This window comes from Methylobacterium goesingense, from assembly GCF_022179225.1.
In the GTDB taxonomy this organism is placed as follows: Bacteria; Pseudomonadota; Alphaproteobacteria; order Rhizobiales; family Beijerinckiaceae; genus Methylobacterium; species Methylobacterium goesingense.
Genome location: NZ_BPQL01000014.1, coordinates 13,705 through 38,043 on the forward strand (window position 1 = coordinate 13,705; position 24,339 = coordinate 38,043).

Consider the following 24,339-nt stretch of genomic DNA (forward strand, 5'->3'; position numbering starts at 1 on the left):
ATGATGGGAGAGACCGGAACCCCCTCCGCCCCGCAGGCGAAGGCTCAGGCGGGCCAGGGACCGGCGGGCCAAGGCCCGGCGCATCGAGGCCCGGCCGGCAGGACGCCGCCCGGTGACCGGCCGCCGGTGCGGCCGCCGGCCGCGCCGGATTCGCGCGGTGCTCCCCTGCCCCCGACACTGCGCCGCAACGCCCCCCTGGTGCCCACCGATTCGGCGGCGAGCCGGGCGCTCGCCGCCGTCATCGCCATCCTGACCTTCCTGGCCGCCCTGTGCGCGGGCGCGGCCGAGATCGTGGCTTCCAGTGCCGTCCAGTGGCAGGGCACCGTGGCCCAGGAGGTGACGATCCAGGTGCGCCCGAGCCCCGGGCGGGACATCGACGCCGACGTCGCCCGCGCCGAGGGGCTGGCCAAGGCCACGCCCGGCATCGCCGGCGTGCGGGTGTTCTCGAAGGCGGAGGCCGAGCGCCTGCTCGAACCCTGGCTCGGCAGCGGCCTCGACCTGTCGGATCTGCCGGTGCCGCGCCTCGTCACCCTGAAACTCGCCGAGACGGCGCCGGACCTGAAACCCCTGCGCGCCTCTCTCACGGAGGCATTGCCCGGCGTCGCGAGCCTCGACGACCATGCCCTTTGGCTGCGCCGGCTCTCCACGGCGGCCAACACCTTCGTGGGCGTCGGGATCGGCATCGTCGTGCTGGTGCTGGTGGCGACGGGCCTCGCGGTGGTCTTCGCCACGCGCGGCGCCATGGCGGGCAACCGCGAGGTGGTGGAGGTGCTCCACTTCGTGGGCGCCAACGACGATTTCATCGCCCGCGCCTTCCAGCGCCGCTTCTTCGGCCTCGGCCTGCGCGGGGGCATCATCGGCTCGGGGGCGGCCATCGCGGCCTTCGCGCTGGCCGGGCTGGTGGCGCGCAACTGGCGCTCGGGACCGGCCGGCGAGGAGATCGAGGCGCTGTTCGGCAGCTTCCACATCGGCTGGCGCGGCTACGCCGCCGTGCTCCTCATCGGCGCCATCGCCTCGGTGGTCACCGGCATCGTCTCGCGCCTCACCGTCCGGCGCTTCCTGTCCTGACAAAGCCGGACGCACGCTGACGTGTCAGGCGATCCCGTTAACCCTTCGTGAACCTTTCGGGGCGGAAATGCTTGCCTCGTGAACGCCCCAATCGGGGCTATCCTACGGGGGAATGACGAGGCGGATGTCAGCCAGCGGCACCATGAGGCCCTCCGAGGCTTTCGGATGGGCCTGGACCGACACCACCGCTCGGGTGGCCGCGCCGCGGGAGCATCGCGGGCCCAAGGGCGCCAAGGGCGGCCGCAGATTCGGCTCGGGCGCGCGGGCGACCCTCGGCCTCGCCGGCGCGGGTGCGGCGGCCCTGTTCTGCGGATTCCTCACCTTCGTCGCCTGCCTGGAGCGGGACGAGCGCGTGCCGATCGGCCGTGCGGACGGGATCGTAGCGCTCACCGGGGGCGCGCAGCGCATCGGCGATGCCATCGATCTCCTGGCCAACGGCTATGGCCGGCGGCTGCTCATCACGGGGGTCAACGAGCGCACCAGCCGCGACGAAATCGCCCGTCTCAATCCGAACCAGCGCCACTGGATCGATTGCTGCGTCGACCTCGACTACCGGGCGCGCAACACCATCGGCAACGCCATCGAGACCCGGCGCTGGATGCGCCTGCACCGCTTCAGCACGGTCACGGTGGTGACCTCGAACTACCACATGCCCCGCACCCTGGTGGAACTCGACCACGCCCTGATGGGGGACGACCGGGTCGTGCCCCATCCGGTGATCGCGGAGGGCTTCGACCCGGACGGCTGGTGGCGGCACCCGGCCTCGGCGCGGCTCCTGGCCTCCGAGTACCTCAAGTTCCTCGTGGCCTGGGTCCGCACGCGCTTCGAGAGCGATCCGGAGCGCTCCCGCGCCGCGATCCTGATCGGACGCGGCAAGCCGATCAAGATGGTGGCCGAGCCCCTGCTGCTGCGCGGCCAGGAATAGGCGGCCGGGAATAGGCGGCCAAGAGTAAGGCAGTCAGGAATAGAACGCCCCGGAGAATGGGACGACGTGGACGGGGCCTACACTACAGGCCCTTGCACTGGCTCCGGATCAGCCCGGAGAACTCCTTCTCGGAGGTCTGCACCTGGGCGAGGCGCTCCGTGCGCTCGGCCCCCGAGAGGCAGCGGCCATAGACGCTGGCGACCCGGCGCATCGTCTCCACGTGGCGGCGCCAGACGCGGCATTGGTCGGCCGCCTCGCTTCCCGCCTGTTCGAGTTGGTCGATGGCCTGGCGCTGCATCGAGCTCGCCACGAGCACGTCGCGGGCGCAGGCGGTGTCACCGGCGCCGCGCTGCTGCGCGAGGGCCGGATCGGCCAGGAAGCCGGCGGTGAGGCAGGCGGCCGCGAAGGCCCCGAGACGTTGCGAGCGGCGCATGGTCAGGCGGCCTGCGAGGCCGAGGTGTGGGTCAGGAGCGCGTAGAGCGCGCTGGCGTCGCGGGCGGCGCGGATGCGCTCCAGGATGCCCGGCTCGCGCAGGAGGCGGGCGACCTGGGCCAAGGCCTTCAGGTGGTCCGCCCCGGCCCCTTCGGGGGCGAGGAGCAGGAAGGCGATGTCCACGGGCTGGCCGTCCAGGGCATCGAAATCCACCGGCTTCTCCAGGCGGGTGACGAGGCCGAACAGACGGTCGAGGCCCGGCAGCTTGCCGTGCGGGATCGCGACCCCGTCGCCGATGCCGGTGGAGCCGAGGCGCTCGCGCTGCAGCAGGGTCTCGAAGACCTCGCGTTCGTCGAGCGCCGGGAGTTGGCGCACCGCGTGGGCGCTGATCTCCTGCAGCATCGCCTTCTTGGTACGGGCGCGCAGGGACGACACCACGGAATCCGGAGAAAGGAATTCCAGCACAGGCATAGAACGACCGTCGCCCCGTCAGCAGCGGCCAGCCCGGCCGCCGCGCCATGAAAGGTCGGGTCACCCGCGCGACCCTTCGGACTCAATCGGCCAGGTTCAGGCTCTGTTCCCGCCCGGCACTAGGGAGCCGCCTCGGCCGGATCGACCCAGCCGATCGCCCCGTCAGTGCGGCGGTATACGACGTTGATGCGCCCGGTGCCAGCGTGAACGAACACGAGAACGGGGGCGCCCGTGAGATCGAGGGCGGTGACCGCCTCGCTCACGGAGCGGCGCGTCAGGGTTTTGGTGCTCTCGGCCACGACCGGCGGGTGGGCGGCCTCGCCGTCGTCGGCCTCCTCGTCGTCGAAATCGTCCGATTCGTCGCTCGGGGCGGCGAACACCGCGTAAGCCGCCTGCACGGTCGCGCCGTCATGCCCCGCCGCGCCGTGGTCCTTGAGCTTGTGCTTGTAGCGACGCAGGCGCTTCTCCAGGCGATCGGCGGTCTGCTCGAAGCTCGCATGGGCGTCGTGGGCGGCGCCGGAGGCCTCGAGCGTCAGGCCGGAGACGAGGTGGAGCACGCAATCGGTGCGGTAGGCCGCCCCGTCCCGCCGCAGGGTGACGTGGCCCGAGCAGGTCCCGCTCATGTGGCTGTCGAGGTATTTCGAGAGGGTGGCCGCCATTCGCTCCTCGACGCGACCCCGCAGGGCTTCGCCAAGATCCAGGCCGTGGCCCGTCACGCGCAATGACCCCATGATCCCTCCGATTTTCGTTGCCTTCGGGACACGAGTTAAGGAGCCTCGTCCGGATAAGTCAACGCGAGGTCCGGAACGGGGCTTGGCGCATTCGGCGATCTGTCGCCGCCTCCCGACCAGACCCGGCGGACGGACTCAGCGCCCCGCATAAGCGAAGTGCTCGCGCCGGCGCTCGATCGAGGAGGGGATGCGCAGGGATTCGCGGTACTTGGCGACCGTGCGGCGGGCGATGTCGATCCCCTCGTCGCGCAGGCGCTGCACCAGGGCGTCGTCGGAGAGCACGTCGCTCGGGGCCTCGCCGTCGACGAGTTGCTTGATGCGGTGGCGCACGGCCTCCGAGGAATGCGAGGCGGTGCCGGCGGCCCCGGGGATCGCGGCGGTGAAGAAGTACTTCATCTCCAGGGTGCCGCGGCTGGTGCCGATCGACTTGTTGGAGGTCACCCGCGAGACGGTGGATTCGTGCATGCCGATAGCCTCGGCGACCGTCTTCAGGTTGAGGGGTCGCAGGTGCGCGACGCCGTGCAGGAAGAAGGCATCCTGCTGGCGCACGATCTCGGAGGCGACCTTGAGGATGGTGCGGGCCCGCTGCTCCAGGCTGCGGGTGAGCCAGTTGGCGGTCTGCAGGCATTCCGACAGGAAGGCCTTGTCGCCCTCGGCGGCCGCGCCGCGCGAGACGCGGGCATAGTAGCTCTGGTTGACCAGCACCCGCGGCAGGGCCTCGGCGTTGAGTTCCACGAGCCAGGAGCCGTCGGAAGCGGCGCGCACGAACACGTCGGGGATCAGCACCTCGACGGCCCGCGCCCCGAAGGCACGGCCGGGCTTGGGATCGAGCCGGCGCAGCTCGGCGAGCATGTCGACGAGGTCCTCGTCGTCGACGCCGCAGAGCCGGCGCAGCGCCGCGAAGTCGCGCTTGGCCACGAGGTCGAGGCGCGAGACCAGGGCCTGCATGGCCGGGTCGAAGCGGTCGCGGTCGCGCAGCTGGAGGGCGAGGCATTCGGCGAGATCGCGGGCGGCGATGCCGGCCGGCTCGAAGCTCTGCACCAGCTTCAGTACCCGGGCGACCCGGTCGAGGGAGGCGCCGAGGCGCTCGGCCACGTCGTCGATGGATTCGCGCAGGTAGCCGGCATCGTCGACGGCATCGATGAGGAAGCCGCCGATCAGGCGGTCCGTGGGGTCGCGGGTGGCAAGCTCGAGCTGGCTCCCGAGATGCTCACGCAGGGAGATCTCGGCCGTCAGGCTCGCCTCGAAATCCGGGGCCTCGCCGTCGAAGCTGCCGCCGGTGTTGCCGTAGGGCGAGGGCGTCAGCGTGAGCATGTCGCCCGAGGCTGCCTCTCGGGCATGGGTCGGGTTCTCGTCCGCGAAGACGTTGTCGAGGCGGGTGTCGAGGGCGCTCTCCATGTCGGCGCCGCTCGCGGTGAGCGTCGTGGCGATCCAGGGCTCCTCGCCGTCGTAGTCGCCGCCCTCGCCGTCGCGGTCCACGGACGATTCCGAAGGGGTCTCGGCGGGCGTCCGCTCGATCTCCGCCTCGCCCTCGGCCCGCTCCAGCAGCGGATTGCGTTCGAGTTCGGCATCCACGTAGGCCGCGAGGTCGAGCTGGGAGAGTTGGAGGAGCTTGATCGCCTGGAGAAGCTGAGGCGTCATCACCAGGGCTTGGCCCTGGCGCATTTCAAGCCGTTGCAGCAGGCTCATGGTTGTCGCCCCGGATGAGTCGCACCTTAGGTCAGCGGCGCACGTTTCCGTGAGCCGATTACCGGCACAAATCTTGCTTCCTCTTGTCTGCTCCCAGGTCTAGCGCCAACCCAGCCACACGTCAAAGTGTGACGGGCCTCATTTGCACGCAAATGAGGCAGGCCATGCCGGCAGGACGGGGGAAACAGCCTCGATCCCGCCCGAGCGTCGCACCCTGCGCACTAACAAAAGCTTCTGCAATCAAGGGAAATTCCCGCACCGCACCAACACGCAGCACGAAGCGCGGCCGTGGATGCCGTGAAAAAAAATCTGCGGGGTACGAGGTGGATGCAGGGCTCGCGCCCCGTGGACGGGGCGGACAGGCGCGGCCTAGAGGCGAAAATCCTCGCCGAGATACAGCCGGCGGGCCTCTGGATTGGCCACGATCTCCTCGGGCGTGCCCTCCGTGAGGATGCGGCCCGAATGCGCGATGTAGGCGCGGTCGATCAGCCCGAGGGTCTCGCGCACGTTGTGATCGGTGATGAGCACGCCGATGCCGCGCTGCTTGAGGTGCTTCACCAGGTCCTGGATATCGCCCACCGCGATGGGGTCGATGCCCGCGAAGGGCTCGTCGAGGAGCATGAAGCTCGGCGAGGAGGCCAGCGCCCGGGCGATCTCGCAGCGCCGGCGCTCGCCGCCCGACAGGGCGATGGAGGGCGACTTGCGCAGGCGGGCGATGTCGAATTCCTCGAGCAGCGATTCGAGCTTGCGGGCGCGCTCCCTGCGGTCCGGCTCGGCCACTTCGAGGACCGCGCGGATGTTGTCCTCCACCGTCAGGCCCCGGAAGATCGAGGCCTCCTGCGGCAGGTAGCCGATGCCGAGGCGCGCGCGCTGATACATCGGCAGCCGGGTGATCGGCAGACCGTCGAGGGTGATGGTGCCGCGATCGGCCGTGACGAGGCCGGTGATCATGTAGAAGATCGTGGTCTTGCCGGCGCCGTTGGGGCCGAGGAGGCCCACCGCCTCGCCGTTGCGCACGGTCAGCCCGGCCTCGTGCACCACGGTGCGGGCGCCGTAGCTCTTGCGCAGACCCCGCACGCAGAGGATGCCGGGCCCGCCGCCCTCCTCGGCGATGGCGGCGGCCTCGGCCGCATGCCGCCGCTCGGCGCGGCCGAAGAAGCGGCCCAGGAAAGAGGGCGCGCGGGCCTGCGCGGTGTCGGACGAGCGCTCCGCCAGGACGGGCGCCAGGGGGGCGGTGCTCAACGCGCCGGGACCCCGGTCTTGCCGGCCGCGGCCTCCACGGGCTTGTCGGGGGCCGGCCGAGCCGCCGGGCGCGTCGCGCCGGCCGGCTGCGCGCAGCCCTTGCCCTTCGCGCCGTCCTCCTTCTGCGGCACGAGCAGCGCCGAGACGCGTCCGCCCGCCACCGGATCCATGTTCGCCCGGCCGGTGTTCATGTCGTAGACGAGGCGCGAGCCCCGCGTCACGTTCTGGCACTGGCTCAGCACGACGTTGCCGGTGACCACGATGCGCTTGGCCTCCTGGTCGAACACCGCGTTGTCGCCGGTGGCGACCTGATCCTTCTGCACCACCGTGACGGGCCCGGCGCACTCGACGCGCTGGATGCCGTTCTCGCTCAGGCCGGCGGCGCGCTCGGCCTGGCTGGCGGACTCGCCCGCCGCCTCGCCCGACTCCTTCTTGTCCTTGCCGCGCTTGTAGCGCACCGTCATGCTCGAGCAGCGGATGGTGCTGTCGCCCTGCACGGCCACGACGTTGCCGGCGAAGATCGCCTTGTTCTCACGGTCGAACACGTCGAGCCGGTCGGCGTCGATCTTGATCGGTTCCTTGCCGCCGCCGCCAAGGTTGCCCAGCGACGAAGCCGCCTTCTCCTTGCGGGGCGCGGCCGGGGCGGTCTGTGCCTGGAGGGAACCGGCCGGCAGCAGGAGGGCGAGCGCGAGCCCGGCGAGGCCCAGCCCCGCGCACGGCCCGCCGGGCCGGCGAACGGAGCGCTTCACCGGCGGCGCTCCCCGTCATCCGGCTCCGCCGCCGTGGTGCGGATGCGGGCGGGCCTGTCGCTCGCGGCCGCCACTGGCGCGGCCTCGCTGGCCGCCTCCGCCTTGGTCTGCGCGTGAAGGACCGTGTGGACGTTGCCCACGAAGGAGATCACGCGCCCGCTCTCGAGGACCTCGAGGGTATCGGCCACGACGGTGCCGCTCGGGACCGTGACGGTCACGGCCTCGTTCGAGCGGACGCTACCGGCCTTGAAATCGACCGCCGCCGTCGAGAGGCGGACTTCCTCGTTCTTGTCGGTCCAGAGGCGGATGTCGCGCTCGAGGGTCAGGGATTCCCGGGTGGAATCGAACACGCCGGAGGCCGCCTCCAGGTGAAGCAGGCCGCCCTTGTCGTCGGTGTTGAGGTGGCCCCGCATCGCCTGAAGCTCGATCACGCTCGGCTTGCGCACGTCCTGGAACGCGGCGTTCGCGGTGACCTCGTAGCCTCGGTCGCCCTTGCGGAAGCCGGACAGGCGCGGACTCTCCATCTTCACCTTGCTGCCCGACAGGCTCACCTGCCCCACGGACACGTCCGGCAGGCTGGCCCCGAAGGGGTTGAACAGGGTGACGGCGAGGAGCGCCATCACGGCCGAGCCGGCGGCGAGCGGGATGACCCGGCGCAGGGTCCGGACGCGGGAGCTGTGGCTGCGGGCGCGCGCATGGGCCCGTGTCCGGCGCGCATCGGCCCCGCTCAGCTGCTCCGTACCGATGGCCGCGCCCACGTGCATGACATTCCCAACATCGCGACCCGCCGATGAGGGCACGCGAGGCGCGCCTCAGGCAGGGTCGACCGCCGGATGCCCGGGGGCAATGGCGAAGTTATGACGGCAAGGTTGCCAAAGCATCAAGCCCGCCGGTGCGTCCGCCGGAGGAATGATCCCGCGGGGACGCCGGGCGATGTGCGCCGGCGCACGATCGGGCATGTCGTGCCCCGGCGGGCCCGCGCGGCGGACCCCGCCCTTCGGGCTCAGGCGTGCGCGAAGATGTCGGTCTCGGGCCAACCGGCGAGGTCGAGGCGGGCGCGGGTCGGCAGAAAGTCGAAGCAGGCCTGGGCCATCTCGGTGCGGCTCTCGCGCGCCAGCATGGCGTCGAGGCGCGCGCGGGCCGCATGCAGGTAGAGGACGTCGGAGGCCGCGTAATCGACCTGGGCCTGGCTCAGGGCCTCGGCGCCCCAGTCGGAGGATTGCTGCTGCTTGGAGAGGTCGACGCCGACGAGTTCGCGCACCACGTCCTTCAGCCCGTGCCGGTCGGTGTAGGTGCGGGCCAGCTTCGAGGCGACCTTGGTGCAGTAGACCGGCGACGGCATGACGCCGAGGCCATGGAACAGCACCGCGAGGTCGAAGCGCGCGAAGTGGAAGATCTTCAAGGTAGCGGGATCGGCCAGGACGCGCCGGAGCGTCTCGGGGGCGGGGCCGCTGGGCACGATCTGCACCACGTCGGCGCTGCCGTCGCCGCGCGAGATCTGCACCACGCAGAGGCGGTCGCGATGCGGGTTCAGCCCCAGCGTCTCGGTGTCGATGGCGATGGCCGGGCCGGCGACGTAATCGGCCGGCAGGTCACCGCGATGCAGGCGGATAGCGGGGGGAGACGGCATGGCGGGGAAGGTTCTGCGCTCTTGTTTTCGCATCTCGAGGTCCGGCGCCTATCACCCGGCCCCTCCCCCGACAAGCGGCGCCCGCACACAGGTCCCGGTCGTCCACGCGGCGCGCGGCATGGGAGCCGCCCGCCGCGCCGAACCTCACTTCTGCTTGGCGATGACCTTGTCCTTGATGCCGTCATAGGCGTTTTGCGGGATGATCTTCTTGGCGATCAGCTCGTCCTTGCCCCGGTAGGGGCGGCCCTTGATGATGGCGGCGGCACGGGCCGCGCCGATGCCCGGCAGGGCGTCGAGTTCGGCCGCGGAGGCGCTGTTGATATCGATCAGGGCGCCCTTGTGCGCGGCGGCCGGGCTCTCGACGGTAGGAGCCTTCGGCGGCGTCGGGTTGGTCGGGGCGGGCGTCGCCGGAGCCGGCTTGGTGGTCGGCGTCACGGGGCTCGGGGCCTGCGCCAGGGCGGGGACGGCGGCGAGGCAGGACAGCACGGCCATCGTGCGCAGAAGGGAAGACATCATGGGAAACTCCCGGGGTCGATGACGCGCTCATAGTGACGCGCCAGCCCTCGATACCTACGGCGGTGCGGTTGAACCGCCGCTTAACATCGTGTTGTGCGGGCGATCATCGGCGGGGGCGGCCGCGGCCGCTCCACGAAGGCCACCGAATGCTGGCGGCGCACGGGGGGATACCGCAAGTGAACGGCCTGCCGCCTTCGAAGGGCAAGCACCTGGGACGCGCAGACATGCCCGCCCGGGCATTCGCCGGGGAACCCCTAGCCAGAGCGTCCCAGCGCGGTTATAAGGCCGGCCTCGAATCTCCGTTTGAACACGGTGCCGAGGCGATCCATCCGAGAGGGGGAGCCGCCCAGGCGCCCTTTTTGCCATCGACAGGATGCTCCCATGGCCGTTCCGAAGCGAAAGACCTCCCCCTCGCGTCGCGGCATGCGCCGCTCCGCCGACGCCCTCAAGGCCCCGACCTACGTCACCGACAAGGATTCGGGCGAGCTGCGCCGTCCCCACCACATCGACCTGAAGACCGGCATGTACCGGGGTCGCCAGGTCCTCAAGGTTAAGTCGGCCGAAGCGTAAGGTCTCCGGGGCGCTCGAGGGGGCGCCCCGGCACCACGCCGCCGAGCCCCACCGTGGGCAGAAAGCCGAGCTCGTTGCCGCGAGCTCGGCTTTTTCGTGTCCGGATGTCTTTCGCTGCCCGATACAGGCGCGCGTACCCGATATCAGGCGCGCCGGGCCGCCTCTGCGTAGCGTGCCGCGGCGGCGCGCGTGCGCTCGCCCCGGGAGGGGCGCAGCGTCGGCTCGGCACTGACGATCAACTGCGCGAGGAAACCGGCGAGCGCGCGATTCGGGACCGGCCGCAGACCAGCACTCGTCCCGGAGGCTCCGCCCGCGATCACCACGAGGTCGTGGCCGCCCCGTGGGCCCGCATCGCTCGCATGATCCTCGGGGCGCGTCATCGCATCCGTTCCGGCGCCGTGGCGGCGCATCGAAACAGAATTGGCGGCCGTTAACGGAACGTCAACCTTTGGTCAGGACGTCTCGTAAAACGGGGTTACTTTTTGGCGAGATCCTCGAGCCGCGACTGCATCTCGGCCATCTGGCGCTTGAGGTCGTCGAGGTCGCTGCCGCCCGCCCCTTGCGGCGCGGGCGCCGGGACTCCACCGGACTTGCCGGCCGGCGAGGGATGGTTGCCCATTCCCGAGAGGGGCCCGGTGCCGAAGGTGGTGAACATCTTCATCGCATCGCCGAAGAAGCTCATGTTGGCCCGCACCTGCTCCTCCATCGCGCTCTGGAACGCGGTGGGGGCGAAGCTCTGGGTCATCTTTTCGCGCAGGCCCTCCTGGTCCCGGGCGAAATTCGCCATCGAGAATTCCAGGAAGCTCGGCACCATGGTGCGCATGCTGTCGCCGTAGAAGCGGATGAGCTGGCGCAGGAAGGCTACCGGCAGCAGGTTATCGTCGCCGGCCTTGTTCTCCTGCTCGAAGATGATCTGCGTCAGGACCGACCGGGTGATGTCGTCGCCCGAACGCGCATCGTAGACGAGAAAGTCCTCGCCGTTCTGCACCATCGTCGCCAGGTCCTCGAGGGTGACGTAGGTCGACGTCCCGGTGTGGTAGAGGCGCCGGTTGGCGTATTTCTTGATGACGGTGTGATTGGACTTACCGTTATCCGCCATCTCTGGTGGCCTCTCCCGACACGTTCCGCCCCATGCGCACTCTTCTCGGAGACGCCGGGACCCTCGCCCGATCCCGCGGCGCACAAGTTCATCTTAAGGCGTTCGCGTGCCGACGAAAACAGCAATTTCACGCCCGTCCCGCAGAATACCACGCAAGCAACTGCCGGCTGTCACGGCCGGAGCCTCAAACGACCCGCGGGTGCCTTGACTTCGCAAGGTCGACGGCTTTCATCCGAGGGAACGGCACAAAGGCGCCCACGCTCAACCTGAAGGAGCGTCAAGGGAGCGCCGGCCGGGATGAGGAGAACGTCACCATGGCAGCAGAAGACATCGTCATCGTCGGCGCCGCGCGCACCGCGGTCGGCTCGTTCGGCGGCGCGTTCAACACCGTGCCCGCGCACGAACTCGGCGCCGTCGCGATCAAGGCGGCCCTCGAACGTGCCGGCGTACCGGCCGACGACGTGGACGAGGTGATCTTCGGCCAGGTGCTCACCGCCGGCGCCGGCCAGAACCCCGCCCGCCAGGCCGCCATCAAGGCCGGCATCCCCGAGAAGGCCACCGCCTGGGGCGTCAACCAGGTCTGCGGCTCGGGCCTCCGTACCGTGGCGCTGGGCATGCAGCAGATCGCCAACGGCGACGCCACCGTCATCGTGGCCGGCGGCCAGGAATCCATGTCGCTCTCCCCCCACGCACAGTACCTGCGCGGCGGCCAGAAGATGGGCGACGTCAAGCTCGTCGATACCATGATCAAGGACGGCCTCTGGGACGCCTTCAACGGCTACCACATGGGCACCACCGCCGAGAACGTGGCCCAGGCCTTCCAGCTCACCCGCGAGCAGCAGGACGAGTTCGCGACGAAGTCGCAGAACAAGGCCGAGGCCGCCCGCAGGGAAGGCCGCTTCAAGGACGAGATCGTCCCCGTCACCGTGCCGGGCCGCAAGGGCGACGTGATCGTCGACACCGACGAGTACATCCGCGACGGCGCCACCGTGGAGGCGATGGCCAAGCTCAAGCCCGCCTTCTCGAAGGACGGCACCGTGACGGCCGCCAACGCCTCGGGCCTCAACGACGGCGCCGCCGCCATCGTGCTGATGTCGGCCTCGGAAGCCGAGCGCCGGGGCATCAAGCCGCTGGCCCGGATCGTCTCCTGGGCCACGGCCGGCGTCGACCCCAAGGTGATGGGCACGGGTCCGATCCCGGCCTCGCGCAAGGCCCTGGCGAAGGCCGGCTGGAAGGCCTCCGACCTCGATCTGATCGAGGCCAACGAGGCCTTCGCCGCCCAGGCGCTCGCGGTGAACAAGGACATGGGCTGGGACACCGACAAGGTGAACGTGAACGGCGGCGCCATCGCCATCGGTCACCCGATCGGAGCCTCGGGCGCCCGCGTCCTCGTCACCCTGCTGCACGAACTCAAGCGCCGCGACGCCAAGAAGGGCCTGGCCACGCTGTGCATCGGCGGCGGCATGGGCGTCGCCCTCTGCGTCGAGCGCGTCTGAGCCACGTCCCGCGCGGCACCGCACGAATTCTTGACGGTGCCGCAAAATTAAATCGGTCGCGCAGCGCGCGGGCGCTCCGCTAAAGCGCGACCGGCCAATCAAAATCACAAGAAACCGGATTTCGGAGGAAAGCATGGCTCAGGAACGCGTCGCACTCGTCACCGGCGGCACCCGCGGCATCGGCGCCGCCATCTCGAAGGGCCTCAAGGCCAAGGGCTACAAGGTCGCGGCCAATTACGGCGGCAACGACGAGGCGGCCAACGCCTTCAAGGAAGAGACCGGCATCCCGGTCTTCAAGTTCGATGTCGGCGACTACGCCGCCTGCGAGGCCGGCATCAAGGCCGTCGAGGCCGAGGTCGGCCCGGTCGACGTGCTGGTCAACAATGCCGGCATCACCCGCGACGGCCTGTTCCACAAGATGACCTTCGAGAAGTGGCAGGCGGTCATTAAGACCAACCTCGACTCGGCCTTCACCGTCACCCGGCCGGTCATCGAGGGCATGCGCAACCGGGGCTTCGGCCGCATCATCCTGATCTCGTCGATCAACGGCCAGAAGGGCCAGATCGGCCAGGCCAACTACTCGGCGGCCAAGGCCGGCGTGATCGGCTTCGCCAAGGCGCTGGCCCAGGAGAGCGCCTCGAAGGGAATCACCGTCAACGTGATCGCGCCGGGCTACATCGCCACCGACATGGTCATGGCGGTGCCGGAGGACGTGCGCAACAAGATCATCTCGACGATCCCCGTGGGCCGCCTCGGCGAGGCCGAGGAGATCGCCCGCGCGGTGGAATACCTCGCGGCCGACGATTCCGGCTTCATCACCGGCTCGACCCTGACCATCAACGGCGCCCAGTACATCGCCGGATAGTGGTTCGCGCGGCGCCTCCGGGCGCCGCGCCCCTCACTCGATCCCCATGCAGTTGGCGTAGAACGTCGCCGTCGCCGGCCAGTCCGAGAAGACGCCCTTCACGCCCACTTGCCCGTACAGCACATCCAGAAGGGTGAGGACGTCGCCGTCCCGGTCGATCACCGGGCGGATCGACTTGTAGTAATAGCCCCCCCATCCTTCAGCGGTCCCGAGCGCTCGAGCGACCAGGTGATCAGGTCGAGGCCGGCGGCCCGCGCCGCGCGGGCATAGGCCGAGGGTTCGATGCTCCCGTTCGGCCCGAGCCGGACCAGCATCCAGAGGGGCGGCGCCAGGGTGCGCAGGCCCAGCGCCGCCAGTTCCGCCATGCCGGGCTTCCAGCTCTCCGGCCGCTCGGGGTCGAAGCCGGGGTCGATCTCGTCGCGGTTGTCGAGCCAGAGCGCCTGCCGCCCGAATTCGGGCTCCGCCTTCAGCCAGTACAGGATGTCCCGAAGCTGGAAGCTCTGCGGCCGCACGTCGGAGGCCGGGATGCCGGCCTGCTTGTAGGCGTCGATCATCGCCTGGGCGTACTGGTCCTGGCCGTAGCCCGCGAACGGCATCGGCACCTCGGGCGCCTTCAATTCCGGCGTGAACCGGCGCCCCAGGGATCGGACCAGTGCGATGTATTCGTCATGGCTCATCAGCGTGCCGGTGGTGGCGTAGAGGTCGGTGCGCCAGCGCGGGGTCGCATTCATGTAGGCCTCCCGGGTGGTGGCCTGGGGGTCGCTGGCGTCCATCTTGCCGTTGAGGCTCTTGAACTCGGCCAGGGTCAGGTCGCTGGTGCAGCAGCGGGCGGAAGCCTTGCGCCCGGCGGCCGGGTCGGCGGGCTGGAAATCCTGGCTGCACTTGGCCGCTAGGTCCGGTCGGGCGAGGATGTCGGTGGTGGTGTGGAGGTCGCACTGGGCGTGCCGGCAGACCAGTTTCCGGTCACGCGTGAAGGCGACATCGCATTCGATCACCCCGGCCCCCATGCGGGCGGCCGCCAGGATGCCCTCCCGCGTATGCTCGGGAAACTGCAGCGGTGCGCCCCGATGCGCGATCGAGAAGGGCCGCGCGGTGTAGAGCCGGTCCGCGCCGCAGGCCTGCAGGCGGTCCTTGAGGGGGCCGGGCTTCATGCTGTCCACGAGGTAGAACGGCCGCGGCCCGAGCTGGGCCGGCTCGCCAGCCACCGCCGCGTCGGCGGCCAGGAACAGGGCCGCGCCCAGCGCCGCCGCTCTCCGGAGGCGTCCACGTCCGGGAGATGCCGCGCCCATATCCGCCTCCATGCCGGTTGCCTGCCCCCGGGAGGTAGGGCCGGCCCGTGACCGGTCGATGAAGGTGCCCGGTCCGAGCCCGCTTCGCCTTGCCCGGCGCGGCCCCGCATGGGAGAGCGGCGCGGCCTCCCGCCTTCGGACATCCGGTCTCCCATGCCCTCCGCGACCCTGCTCGGCTTCGGCGCGATCCTGCTCTGGTCGCTGCTCGCCCTGTTCACCGCCCTGTCGGGGGCGGTGCCGCCGTTCCAGCTCGCGGCGATGACCTTCGCGCTCGGTGGCCTCGTCGGCTGCGCCAGCTGGCTCGTGCGCCCCCAGGGCATCCGCGCCCTGCGCCAGCCCTGGCCGGTCTGGCTCCTCGGCGTCGGCGGCCTGTTCGGGTACCACGCCCTGTACTTCACCGCCCTGCGCCTCGCCCCGCCGGCGGAGGCGGGCCTGCTCAACTACCTCTGGCCGCTTCTCATCGTGCTGCTGTCGGCCCGGCTTCCCGGCGCGGCGGGCCTGCGCGCCGGCCATCTCGGCGGAGCCGCCCTCGGGCTCGCCGGCGTCGTGGTGCTGTTCGCCGGGCGAGGCGGGATCGACTTTTCCGCCGGGGCCGTGCCGGGCTATCTCGCGGCGCTGGCGGCCGCCTTCGTGTGGTCGGGCTATTCCGTGCTGTCGTCCCGGGTCGGGGCGGTGCCGACCGACGCGGTGGCGGGCTTCTGCCTCGCCACCGCCGCCCTCAGCCTCGCCTGCCACCGCGCCTTCGAGACGACCCTGTGGCCGGCGGATGCGGTGCAATGGGCTGCCGTCGTCGCCCTCGGCCTGGGGCCGGTGGGCGCCGCCTTCTACCTCTGGGACATCGGCGTGAAGCGGGGCGACCTGCGCCTCCTCGGGGTCGCGGCCTACGCCGCGCCGATCCTCTCGACCCTGACCCTCGTGCTCGCCGGCTACGCCGAACCGAGCCCGGCCCTGGCGCTGGCCTGCCTCCTCATCGTCCTCGGCGCCGGGGTGGCGGTGCGGGCCTCCCGCGCCGGGCGCTAAGCAGGTTCGCCTCGGCAAGCCAACGCTTCACCCTGCTTCGCTCCTTGGTATGTCACAGGTTTTAGCCGCAAAACCGGCGGCCACTTTTGCGAAACCTGCTTCGATCCCGAGCCTCAGGCTCTGGGCATCGGCCGCCAGTCCGGGGGCGCCATCTCGAAGCCGGCGAACTCGAATGCGGGCGAGACCGTGCAGCCCACCAGCGTCCAGGCGCCGAGGCTGGTGGCGGTCTGCCAATGGCCGGCGGGAACCACGATCTGCGGCTGCTGCCCGCGCGTCAGGTCGGGTCCGAGATAGGCCGCATGCGCATCGTGCCCGTTCGGGCTGACCGTCAGGACGAGGGGTGCGCCGGCGTGCCAGTGCCAGATCTCGGCCGCGTCCACCCGGTGCCACTCGGAGACCTCGCCGAGATCGAGCAGGTAGTAGATCGCGCTGCCCACCGAGCGCCCGTCCACGGTCCGGGGATCGCGAAACGTCTCGCGGTAATGCCCGCCCTCCGGGTGGGGCGCGAGGCCGAGGCGGGCGATCACCTCGGCGGCGGTCGGTCCCTGTGATCCGGCACTCATCGGCGACCTCTCATCGACAGATTTTGCCTCGAAGAATCTTGCCTCCTCGAAGAATCTTGCATCGAAGCATCCCTGCGGACCCGCGTCATTCGATGGCCCCCTGCGGGAGGCTGAGGCCGGGGGGCGCCTTGGCGCCGCCCGGGCCGGCGGCCTTGGCGCCCGGCGCGCCCTGCTGCGATTTCGCCTTCGCGGGCTTGTCCTTGGCGGCGACCGGGGCGGCCTTGACGGCCGGCGCCTCGCCGCAGGACTGGAAGGCGAGCTGGGCCAGGGACTGACCGGCCTCGGAGACGATGTTGAGCGTGTCGGGCAGGGCCGTCGGGACGGCATCCCAGCGGATCGGGCCGCCCAGTAGCGCCTCCAGCGAGCCCGGGCTGCCGCCGCGGCGCAGGGCGAACAGGTCCGGCCCGTAGGCGGTGGCGGCCTTGCCCCCGATGACGACCTGGAGCACCCGCGTCGTCTCCGGGGTGAGCGGGCGCAGCGGGTTCTCGACCACGAGGGCCCCCGTGCGGGTGACCCAGACCGCGAAATCCTTCGGGCCTTCGTAGAGTGCGGCCTTGGCCTCGCACTGCACCGTCAGCCCCGGCAGATTCGCCGCCGGCATCGGCGCGGGCGCCGGCTTTGGCTCCGGGACGGGCTCCGGTGGCGTAGCGGCGGCCCGGACCGGCACTTCAGCGGGTGGCACCTCGGCGGGTGGCGCCTCGGTGCTTGGTTTCGGCTTGGGCGCGGGTTTCGGTTTGGGTTTCGGCTTGGGCGGACGCGGCTTCGGCGCCGGCGCGGCGGGCGCCTCGGTCTCGGGCGGCCCCTCCACCTCGGGTGCCTGCGACAGGGCCGGGCCGGCGCCCAGGAGCAGGAGCAGGAACACCGGCAGCAGGGCGCCCCACCGGCATGTGCGGAACGGCACCATCAGCGGGTCTCCCGCTGCGTGTCCGGTGGCAGCGGCCGGGCCTTCGGATCGTCCGTCGGCTCGATCTCGAGGATCGTCGCCGTCCGGTCGATGGGACTGGGACGCGGCGGTTCCAGACTGCGCATCAGCGTCTCCTCGTCCTCGGCCTCGTCGATCAGGTCGACTTCGCGCCCCATGCGCAGCTCGGGCCGCCGTCCGCGCATCAGCAGCGAGACCACGACGAGGCCGCAGAACAGGAGGGCCCCCAGGGCGCCCAGGATCAGGGTCGTTTCCATGCCGGGTCCAGCGTTAGCCCAGGATGCGCCCCGTTGCATCCTTTCCTGGCGAAGCAACAGATCCGGACCTTGCCCACATCCCCGGGCCGGAACGGTCCTTGCGTCTTCGCCCACGGATGTCAGAAGCGGGTGGTCCGCGCGGGCCGCGTGGCCCGAGACCCGGCGTCTCGGGAACCTCCAGTCCAAGACCCCAGTCCGAGACCTCACGCCAAGACCTCACGCCAAGACCTCACGCGCGAAACAATCCACGCCCAAGAACCAAGGTCGATCGATGCGCATGCATGACCTCAAGATGGCCGATGCAGCCCCGGACGCGGAGCGCCGTCCCGGCAATGCGGAGGGCCTGGAGCAGGAGCTTCTGCGGCTGATCGAGGAATCCCGCGAACAGGCCGCCGAGGACCCGTTCCGCAATCCCGTCCTGGCGGTCACCCTGGCCATCACCCGGCGCTTCGACCGGGGCGAGATCGGCGAGGATGACCTCGACGCCCTGTTCCCCCGGCTCCGTGCCCAATCCCTGGGCGCCCGCGCCGAGCGCCTGCGCGCCTATGTGGGCCTCGACCGCGATGCAGGCGCCGCGCCGGACACCCGGATGGCAGCCCGCCTCGTGGCGGCGGTGCCGGAGCGCCAGGGGGCTTTCGAGACCTTCCGCGATCTCGTGAGCCGCACGGGCTTCGCCGTGGTATTTACCGCGCACCCGACCTTCGGAATGCCGCGGGCCATCGCCGCGCTGATCGCCGAGGCCGCGAGCGAGGCCGACGCTGCGGCCCGGACGCCGCTTGTGGCGCGCGCGGCCGGCCTCTCCACCCGGCCCGACCCGAAGATCAGCCTCGACGATGAGTTCGATCAGGCCTGCGTCGCGGCCAATCACGGCCGCACCGCGCTCGACGCCTTCAACGCCGCCCTGCTGGACGCCGCCCGCGCGCGCTGGCCCGACCGCTGGACCGAACTCGTGCCCAAGCCCTTCGCCATCGCGAGCTGGGTCGGCTGCGACACGGACGGACGCACGGATATCGGCTGGTGGGACACCCTGCGCTACCGCCTGGAATCGAAGCGGATGCAGCTCGACCGGGTCATGCGCCATCTACCCCAGCTGCCGGCCACGAAGGTGGTGCGTGACCTGACGGGGAACGCGCTCGCGGCCGTGAACCGCCAGCTCGCCGTGGCCCCCCGCCTCGGCACCAAGCCTTCCCTCGAGGCGGTGCATCGCTTCGCCCTGGCCCTGATCATCGAGCGCGAGCGGGCCCAGACCGATTCCAGCGCGATCCTGGCCGGGCTCGCGGGCGCCGTCGGGGGCGTGGAATCCGAGGCGGACAAGCGCAGCATCGCGCTCCTGCGCTCGGGCATCGCCACCCACGGCCTCTCGAACGCCCTGCCGCATTTCCGGCTCAACGCCAGCCAGATCCACAACGCGGTACGGCGGGTCACCGACCTCGAAGGCGAGCCCACCGACGCCGCCCAGCGCCGCTCGCATCTGGCCACCATCCACGCGCTTCTCAACGACGTGCAGGCGGTGGACGTCGACTTCGGGGCGCTGGCCGCCGAGCGCGCCTCGGCCGCCCGGCTGATGATGACGATCACCCAGATCCTCAAGCACGTGGACGGCACGCACCCCGTGCGCTTCCTCATCGCCGAGACCGAGACAGGCTACACCCTGCTCGCCGCCCTGTGGCTGGCACGGCATTACGGGATCGCCGACAAGGTCGAAATCACGCCGCTGTTCGAGACCGCGAGCGCCCTCGAACAGGGCGTGCGCGTCCTCGACGATGCGCTCCGCAACCCGCACTGGCGGGCCTACCTCAAGCGCATCGGCCGGCTCACCGTGCAGTTCGGCTACTCGGATTCCGGGCGCTATGTCGGCCAGCTCGCGGCGAGCTTCTGGATCGAGCGCCTGCGCCTGCGCATCACCGAGCTGATGGTGCAGAACGACCTCACGGGGGTCGAGCTCGCGATCTTCGACACGCACGGCGAATCCATCGGCCGGGGCGCGCACCCGACCAGCTTACGCGACCGCCTCGCCTATCTCGCCCCCGAGGACGCCCGGCGCCGGAACCGCGCGGCGGGCATCCGGGTGCGCCTCGAATCGAGCTTCCAGGGCTCGGACGGCTACCTGATGTTCGGCACCCTGCCGCTGGCGCAGGCGACGGTGGAGCGCATCGCCGAGCACGTCTTCGCCCTCGATGTGGCCGACGACGATTCGTTCGCCGACTACGTGCTGTCCGATCCGGCGAGCGGGGCCGACGAGACGGACGACCCGATCTACGCCGAGCCGGACTTCGCCGCCGAGTTCTTCACCGTGGTGCGCCAGGACATGGAAGCGCTGGTGGACGATCCCGGCTACGCCGCGCTGCTGGGCACCTTCGGCCCGAGCCTACTCGACCGCACCGGCTCGCGGCCGGTGGCGCGCCAGACCGATGGCGGCGGCCCGACCATGATCACCCACCCGCGCCAGATGCGGGCGATCCCCAACAATGCGATCCTGCAGCAGCTTGGCTTCCTCGCCAATTCCCTGCACGGCGTCGGCCGCGCCGCAGGCCGGACGCCGGACCTGTTCCGCGACATGCGGCGCGATTCGGTGCGCTTCTCCCGCGCCTTCCGCCTCGCGCAGCACGCCTCGAACGTCTCCGACCTCGACGTGCTGCGGGCCTATATCGACACCCTCGACCCGGCCGTGTGGCTGGAGCGCGCCCGGCGCACCCAGCGGGACAGCCGGCGCGAGGAACTCGTGGTCATCGCCAACGCCCTCGATCGCCTGCGCCTCGCCCCGGATCTGCGACACCTGTTCGGCCGCCTGACCTGCGACTGGCTGAGCCTGCGGGCGGCCGCCCCCGACCTCGGCCGGATGTCGGTCCGCCTGACCCTGCTGCACGCGATCCGGCTCGCCCTGATCCACCGGATCTGGTTCCTGGCCGTGCACATCCCGGGCTTCCGGCCGCAATCGGGGGTGAGCCGCGAGGCGCTGATCGAGCGCTTCCTGCGCCTCGACATCGACGGCTGCCTCACCCTGCTGGAGGACATCTTTCCGGTCACGCCCGATCCCACCCTCGGCCTGAACTTCGGCGAGCCGGCGGGCCCGCGCGATGTGGGCACCTACGAGGCCGAGCACCGGACGCTGTTCGAGCCGATCCGGCGCAGCTTCCTCCGCGTGCGCGAGATCTCGGGCATGATCCAGCACGAGGTGGGCGCGTTCGGCTGAGGCCGGGCGCACGGGGCGGATCGCCCGCGTTCGGGGCGATCGAGGGTCAGCCCCGGCCCGTCGGGGTCGCCGGATCACCCTGACGGAATATCGGGATCTCGATCAGTGCGGATCGGCGCCCGTCCGGGCGGCGTCCTTCCTCATCGCGGCCGCCGCGGCCGACAATCCCCAGCGGACCAGGTCTTCGGCCTGGTCGGCCGTTCCGGCCTCGGCGTAGCAGCGCAACTCGGGCGCGTTGCCGGATGCACGGAAGTGGATCGTGCGGCCGCCATCGAGTTCCATCCTCACGCCGTCCTGCTCGTCGACGGCCCGCACGGCGCCGATCGGCCGAACGAAATCCTGCCGGAACGCCTCCTGGCCGAGCTGGCGCAGGAACGGCCCGCTCCGCTCGGCCGGCGTCTCGGGCAGGCGGTCGCTCGCCGTCTCGCCCACGGAGAGGGACGTGACGAGATCGGCGAGGGACAGCCCGGCGCGACGCGCCGCGGCCAGGGTCGCCAGGATGGGGAGCATCGCATCGCGCGTCGGCAGCGCGGGCAGGGTCCGGCCGTCGATCGCGACGTCCGAACCGAGCAGGAAGCCGCCATTCGCCTCGAAGCCGACGACGGCGCGCGCGCCCTCCTGCTCCGCCCGCGCCATGCCGGCGATGACGTAGGGCGAGCCGACCCGCGTGCGCAGCACCTGCCGGAACCCGCCCGCCTGCTCGATGGCCGAACCGGCGGTGACGGGCACGACGACGGTGTCGACGTCGAGGTACCGCGCGGTGATCAGCCCGAGCACGTCGCCCCGCAGGATGCGGCCGGCCGCATCCGCGACCAGGGGCCGGTCGGCGTCGCCGTCGGTCGTCACGAGGGCGTCGAAATCGCCGGACGCCATGGCCTGGCGAATGAAGGCGATGTCCTCCGGACGATGGGCCTCCGTGTCGATCGGAACGAAGTGGTCCGCGCGCCCGATCGCGGTCACGGCCGCCCCCAGCGCCGTCAGGAGCTCGACGAGCAGGTCCCGCGCCACGGAACTCTGCTGGTAGACGGCGATCTTGAGGCCGGCCAGCATGTCGGCGCCGAAGGCCTCGCGGTAGCGCTGGCGGTAACGGTCCGTCGCCCCGGTCTCCGGCGTGGCGGGATCGGCCGCCGCCATCGCGCCCGGCGTGGCGACGTCGCCGAGGGCGGCCAGGATGGCGGTCTCGTCAGTCTTGGTGATCTCGCCGTCGGGCCGATAGAATTTCAGGCCGTTCCGGTCCTCCGGGATGTGGCTGCCGGTGACCATCACCGCGCAAGCGCCGCGCCGGAGCGCTTCCAGGGCCAGGGCCGGCGTCGGCAGCGCGCCGCAATCCACGGCCGTGAAGCCGGCGCCCGCCGCGGCGGCGGCCACCGTCGCCGCGATGCCGGGGCTGCTGTCGCGCAGGTCCCGCCCGATCACGACGGTGCGGCCGGTGCCGGTCGTCGCCGCGATGGAGCGGAAGAAGGCGCTCGCATAAGCATAGCTCGGCCACCCCACGAGGTCGGTCACCAGCCCACGCAGACCGCTCGTCCCGAATTTCAAGCTGCTCATGAGGTGTCCTGTCTGAGGGGCGCGACGCGGTGCCGGGGAAGCGTCGGCAGCGCTTCTATAAAGGGCTGCCGGATTCTCCAAATGTTTGCTCGTTCGTCGTATGAAGTCTCGGGTCGACACCGAACCGGCCTCCACCGAGGCAGTTCGAGACCATCGCCCGGAGGTGCCATGCGACAATCGCTGTGGGATCGGCTGACCACGCGGGACAGGGCGCGTGAAGCCTGTTTCCTGAGCGGGCGGGAGCCGGACGAGTTGGTGGCCGGCGTCATCGTCGATGCCGCCGGCCGGCGGCACTGGTGTCGGAAGGCGCGCTGGCGTTGGTACGCCGATGCGGTGACGACTGCGACCCCCGCGCCGGTCGAACATCAGGACAACGGGCCGGGTGTCGAGGTGTGAGACCCGGTCACGGGATGTTGACGAGCCCCTGAGCGAGGCGGCGATGTCTCACGCGATGCGGGTGTTCCGATCGTAGGTGACACTGACACGAGCGTGTCTGTCGCGGGCGCGGGACGAGAGGCCATCCAGCATTCCGGTACGCCGCCGTCGAGCCTGCGGCCATCCGATCCGGCCGCGACCAGTCCGGTGCCGGTCGTGCCTCAAGACGCCGCCACCACCGTCAGCAGCGTGCCCTCCACCCCCGTCACCCGCACCCGCGTGCCCAGCGGCGCGTCCGGGCCGGTAACGCGCCAGAGGGTGTCGTTGACGCGGATATGCCCCTCGCCGGCCACGATCGGGGCCGCGAGCGGGTAGTCGCGCCCCACCAGCCCCTGGGCGCCCTGGTTCAGGGTGTTCGCCGCCCGGCTCCGCCGGCTCGCCACCACGGCGAACAGCACGGAGAGGATGCCAAAGAGCAGAATCTGGCCCTGCCAGGGCATCGGCACGAGGAGGATCTGCAGCCCCGTGACCAGGGCGGCGAGGCCGAGCCAGAGCAGGAACACGCCGGAGGCGACGAGCTCCGTCCCCATCAGCACGAGGCCGATCAGGATCCAGGTCCAGGCGGGTCCGATCGCCTCGACGAACGACGCGATCATCGGGCGCCGCCCCCGACATTCGGCGGCAATCCGCTGCTCTTGCGGGCCGGCGCGCCCTCGCCGAAGACGCTGCGGGTGATCTCGGCGATGCCGCCGAGCGTGCCGGCGAGTGCGGCCGCCTCGATCGGCACCACCACCACGCGCTGGTTCGGGGCCGTGGCGATGGCCTTGACCGCCTCCACGTACTTCTCGGCCACGAGGAAGTTCGCCGCCGCGATGTCGCCCTTGGCGATGGCCTCGCTCACGAGCTGGGTCGCGCGCGCCTCGGCCTCGGCCCCGCGCTCGCGGGCCTCCGCATCGCGGAACGCCGCCTCCTTTCGGCCCTCCGCCTCCAGGATCGCGGATTGCTTGCGGCCCTCCGCGCGCAGGATCTCCGCCTGCCGGTGCCCCTCCGCCTCCAGCACGGAGGCGCGCTTCTCCCGCTCGGCCTTCATCTGGCGAGCCATGGCGCCGGCGAGGTCGGCGGGGGGCACGATGTCCTTGATCTCGATACGGGTCATCTTCACGCCCCAGGGCGAGGCCGCTGCATCCATCACCCGCAGCAGGCGCTCGTTGATCTCGTCGCGGTGCGAGAGCAGCTGGTCGAGGTCCATCGAGCCGACGACCGTGCGGATGTTCGTCATCGTCAGGGTCATCACCGCCACCTCGAGCTTCGAGACCTCGTAGGAGGCCCGCGCCGCGTCGAGCACCTGGTAGAACACAACCGCGTCGATCCGGACCCCGGCATTGTCGCGGGTGAAGGCCTCCTGGCTCGGCACGTCGATGACCTGCTCCATCACGTTCACCCGCCGGCCGATGCGCTCGACGTAGGGCGCGATGAGGCCGAGGCCGGATTCCAGGCTGCGATGGTACTTGCCGAAGCGCTCCACCGTGTAGACGTGGCCCTGCGGCACGATGTTGATGCCGATGGCAAGCGTCACCACCACGAGTGCCACCAGCACCACGGCCGCCACGCTCACCCCCACGGACAGGTCCATGCTCCGAGCCCCCGCTGCCCCAAATCCCGATGTCCCCGGGCATTGACACCGGCGGG

25 protein-coding genes and 1 pseudogene are annotated in these 24,339 nt (G+C 70.9%); 8 read left to right on the forward strand and 18 right to left on the reverse strand.

Annotated elements, in window-relative coordinates; genetic code table 11:
* Both MFF30_RS02415 and MFF30_RS02420 read left to right on the forward strand, forming a co-directional pair.
* Positions 1-1,068: a cell division protein FtsX gene (locus tag MFF30_RS02415; RefSeq protein ID WP_373320832.1), complete on the forward strand. Its 1,068-nt coding sequence runs from the start codon at positions 1-3 to the stop codon at positions 1,066-1,068.
* A gap of 124 nt (positions 1,069-1,192) precedes the next feature.
* On the forward strand, positions 1,193-1,993 hold the full coding sequence (locus tag MFF30_RS02420; RefSeq protein ID WP_238276091.1) for a YdcF family protein: 801 nt from the start codon (positions 1,193-1,195) through the stop codon (positions 1,991-1,993).
* 82 nt (positions 1,994-2,075) lie between these two features.
* Here MFF30_RS02420 and MFF30_RS02425 read toward each other — a convergent pair whose 3' ends face one another.
* The 9 genes from MFF30_RS02425 to MFF30_RS02465 all read right to left on the reverse strand — a co-directional run bounded on the left by MFF30_RS02425 (position 2,076) and on the right by MFF30_RS02465 (position 9,453).
* Complete coding sequence (locus tag MFF30_RS02425; RefSeq protein WP_238276093.1) at positions 2,076-2,426, reverse strand: hypothetical protein; 351 nt, start codon at positions 2,424-2,426, stop codon at positions 2,076-2,078.
* A 2-nt stretch (positions 2,427-2,428) separates the two neighbouring features.
* Positions 2,429-2,896 (reverse strand): PTS IIA-like nitrogen regulatory protein PtsN, encoded by a 468-nt coding sequence (gene ptsN / locus MFF30_RS02430; RefSeq protein WP_238276095.1) that lies wholly within the window; start codon positions 2,894-2,896, stop codon positions 2,429-2,431.
* Positions 2,897-3,015: 119 nt separating this feature from the next.
* Positions 3,016-3,627 (reverse strand): ribosome hibernation-promoting factor, HPF/YfiA family, encoded by a 612-nt coding sequence (gene hpf / locus MFF30_RS02435; RefSeq protein ID WP_238276097.1) that lies wholly within the window; start codon positions 3,625-3,627, stop codon positions 3,016-3,018.
* Between the two features lie 135 nt (positions 3,628-3,762).
* Positions 3,763-5,316 (reverse strand): RNA polymerase factor sigma-54, encoded by a 1,554-nt coding sequence (gene rpoN, locus MFF30_RS02440; protein WP_238276099.1) that lies wholly within the window; start codon positions 5,314-5,316, stop codon positions 3,763-3,765.
* Between the two features lie 369 nt (positions 5,317-5,685).
* A complete protein-coding gene (gene lptB, locus MFF30_RS02445; RefSeq protein WP_373320833.1) occupies positions 5,686-6,531 on the reverse strand; it encodes an LPS export ABC transporter ATP-binding protein in 846 nt (281 codons plus the stop codon).
* Positions 6,532-6,554: 23 nt separating this feature from the next.
* Entirely contained in the window at positions 6,555-7,307 is a 753-nt protein-coding gene (locus MFF30_RS02450) for an LptA/OstA family protein (RefSeq protein ID WP_238276101.1), read from the reverse strand.
* Positions 7,304-8,071, reverse strand: a complete 768-nt coding sequence (gene lptC / locus MFF30_RS02455) for an LPS export ABC transporter periplasmic protein LptC (protein ID WP_238276103.1) — start codon at positions 8,069-8,071, stop codon at positions 7,304-7,306. The genes MFF30_RS02450 and lptC overlap by 4 nt, the downstream gene beginning before the upstream one ends.
* Positions 8,072-8,310: 239 nt before the next feature.
* Positions 8,311-8,937, reverse strand: coding sequence for a ribonuclease D (locus MFF30_RS02460; RefSeq protein WP_238276105.1), 627 nt, complete (start codon positions 8,935-8,937; stop codon positions 8,311-8,313).
* 144 nt (positions 8,938-9,081) lie between these two features.
* Positions 9,082-9,453: a helix-hairpin-helix domain-containing protein gene (locus tag MFF30_RS02465; protein ID WP_238276115.1), complete on the reverse strand. Its 372-nt coding sequence runs from the start codon at positions 9,451-9,453 to the stop codon at positions 9,082-9,084.
* Positions 9,454-9,834: 381 nt separating this feature from the next.
* Between MFF30_RS02465 and rpmF the strand changes: the two genes are divergently transcribed.
* Positions 9,835-10,023 (forward strand): 50S ribosomal protein L32, encoded by a 189-nt coding sequence (gene rpmF / locus MFF30_RS02470; RefSeq protein WP_056187853.1) that lies wholly within the window; start codon positions 9,835-9,837, stop codon positions 10,021-10,023.
* A 143-nt stretch (positions 10,024-10,166) separates the two neighbouring features.
* Here the strand turns inward: rpmF and MFF30_RS02475 are convergent, their stop codons facing one another.
* Together MFF30_RS02475 and phaR are read right to left on the reverse strand one after the other, a co-directional pair.
* Positions 10,167-10,403 (reverse strand): hypothetical protein, encoded by a 237-nt coding sequence (locus tag MFF30_RS02475; protein WP_238276117.1) that lies wholly within the window; start codon positions 10,401-10,403, stop codon positions 10,167-10,169.
* 95 nt (positions 10,404-10,498) lie between these two features.
* Positions 10,499-11,122: a polyhydroxyalkanoate synthesis repressor PhaR gene (gene phaR / locus MFF30_RS02480; protein ID WP_238276119.1), complete on the reverse strand. Its 624-nt coding sequence runs from the start codon at positions 11,120-11,122 to the stop codon at positions 10,499-10,501.
* A 314-nt stretch (positions 11,123-11,436) separates the two neighbouring features.
* Here phaR and MFF30_RS02485 point away from each other — a divergent pair, with 314 nt between their 5' ends.
* Both MFF30_RS02485 and phbB read left to right on the forward strand, forming a co-directional pair.
* The gene (locus tag MFF30_RS02485) at positions 11,437-12,618 is read left to right on the forward strand and encodes an acetyl-CoA C-acetyltransferase (RefSeq protein ID WP_238276121.1); all 1,182 of its coding nucleotides are present in this window, start codon (positions 11,437-11,439) and stop codon (positions 12,616-12,618) included.
* Positions 12,619-12,751: 133 nt separating this feature from the next.
* Positions 12,752-13,483 (forward strand): acetoacetyl-CoA reductase, encoded by a 732-nt coding sequence (gene phbB, locus MFF30_RS02490; protein ID WP_238276123.1) that lies wholly within the window; start codon positions 12,752-12,754, stop codon positions 13,481-13,483.
* A gap of 33 nt (positions 13,484-13,516) precedes the next feature.
* On the opposite strand, the pseudogene MFF30_RS02495 reads toward phbB, so the two are convergent.
* Positions 13,517-14,772 (reverse strand): annotated as a pseudogene (locus tag MFF30_RS02495) (glycerophosphodiester phosphodiesterase family protein).
* 153 nt (positions 14,773-14,925) lie between these two features.
* On the opposite strand from MFF30_RS02495, the gene yddG reads away from it, so the two are divergent.
* Positions 14,926-15,792 carry an aromatic amino acid exporter YddG gene (gene yddG / locus MFF30_RS02500; protein WP_238276125.1) on the forward strand — a complete coding sequence of 289 codons (867 nt, stop codon included), beginning with the start codon at positions 14,926-14,928 and terminating at the stop codon, positions 15,790-15,792.
* A gap of 113 nt (positions 15,793-15,905) precedes the next feature.
* On the opposite strand, the gene MFF30_RS02505 is transcribed toward yddG, so the two are convergent.
* The 3 genes from MFF30_RS02505 to MFF30_RS02515 all read right to left on the reverse strand — a co-directional run bounded on the left by MFF30_RS02505 (position 15,906) and on the right by MFF30_RS02515 (position 17,534).
* Positions 15,906-16,355 carry a cupin domain-containing protein gene (locus tag MFF30_RS02505; RefSeq protein ID WP_238276127.1) on the reverse strand — a complete coding sequence of 150 codons (450 nt, stop codon included), beginning with the start codon at positions 16,353-16,355 and terminating at the stop codon, positions 15,906-15,908.
* A gap of 85 nt (positions 16,356-16,440) precedes the next feature.
* Complete coding sequence (locus MFF30_RS02510; protein WP_238276129.1) at positions 16,441-17,259, reverse strand: hypothetical protein; 819 nt, start codon at positions 17,257-17,259, stop codon at positions 16,441-16,443.
* The gene (locus MFF30_RS02515) at positions 17,259-17,534 is read right to left on the reverse strand and encodes a hypothetical protein (RefSeq protein WP_238276131.1); all 276 of its coding nucleotides are present in this window, start codon (positions 17,532-17,534) and stop codon (positions 17,259-17,261) included. The genes MFF30_RS02510 and MFF30_RS02515 overlap by 1 nt, the downstream gene beginning before the upstream one ends.
* A 292-nt stretch (positions 17,535-17,826) precedes the next feature.
* Here MFF30_RS02515 and MFF30_RS02520 point away from each other — a divergent pair, with 292 nt between their 5' ends.
* Positions 17,827-20,727, forward strand: coding sequence for a phosphoenolpyruvate carboxylase (locus MFF30_RS02520; protein ID WP_238276273.1), 2,901 nt, complete (start codon positions 17,827-17,829; stop codon positions 20,725-20,727).
* Positions 20,728-20,829: 102 nt separating this feature from the next.
* On the opposite strand, the gene MFF30_RS02525 is transcribed toward MFF30_RS02520, so the two are convergent.
* Entirely contained in the window at positions 20,830-22,275 is a 1,446-nt protein-coding gene (locus MFF30_RS02525; RefSeq protein ID WP_238276133.1) for a phosphohexomutase domain-containing protein, read from the reverse strand.
* Between the two features lie 168 nt (positions 22,276-22,443).
* Between MFF30_RS02525 and MFF30_RS02530 the strand changes: the two genes are divergently transcribed.
* A complete protein-coding gene (locus MFF30_RS02530) occupies positions 22,444-22,671 on the forward strand; it encodes a hypothetical protein (RefSeq protein ID WP_238276135.1) in 228 nt (75 codons plus the stop codon).
* Between the two features lie 200 nt (positions 22,672-22,871).
* Here MFF30_RS02530 and MFF30_RS02535 read toward each other — a convergent pair whose 3' ends face one another.
* Together MFF30_RS02535 and MFF30_RS02540 are read right to left on the reverse strand one after the other, a co-directional pair.
* Complete coding sequence (locus MFF30_RS02535; protein ID WP_238276137.1) at positions 22,872-23,306, reverse strand: NfeD family protein; 435 nt, start codon at positions 23,304-23,306, stop codon at positions 22,872-22,874.
* Entirely contained in the window at positions 23,303-24,283 is a 981-nt protein-coding gene (locus MFF30_RS02540) for an SPFH domain-containing protein (RefSeq protein ID WP_238276139.1), read from the reverse strand. The genes MFF30_RS02535 and MFF30_RS02540 overlap by 4 nt, the downstream gene beginning before the upstream one ends.
* Positions 24,284-24,339 lie beyond the last annotated feature (56 nt).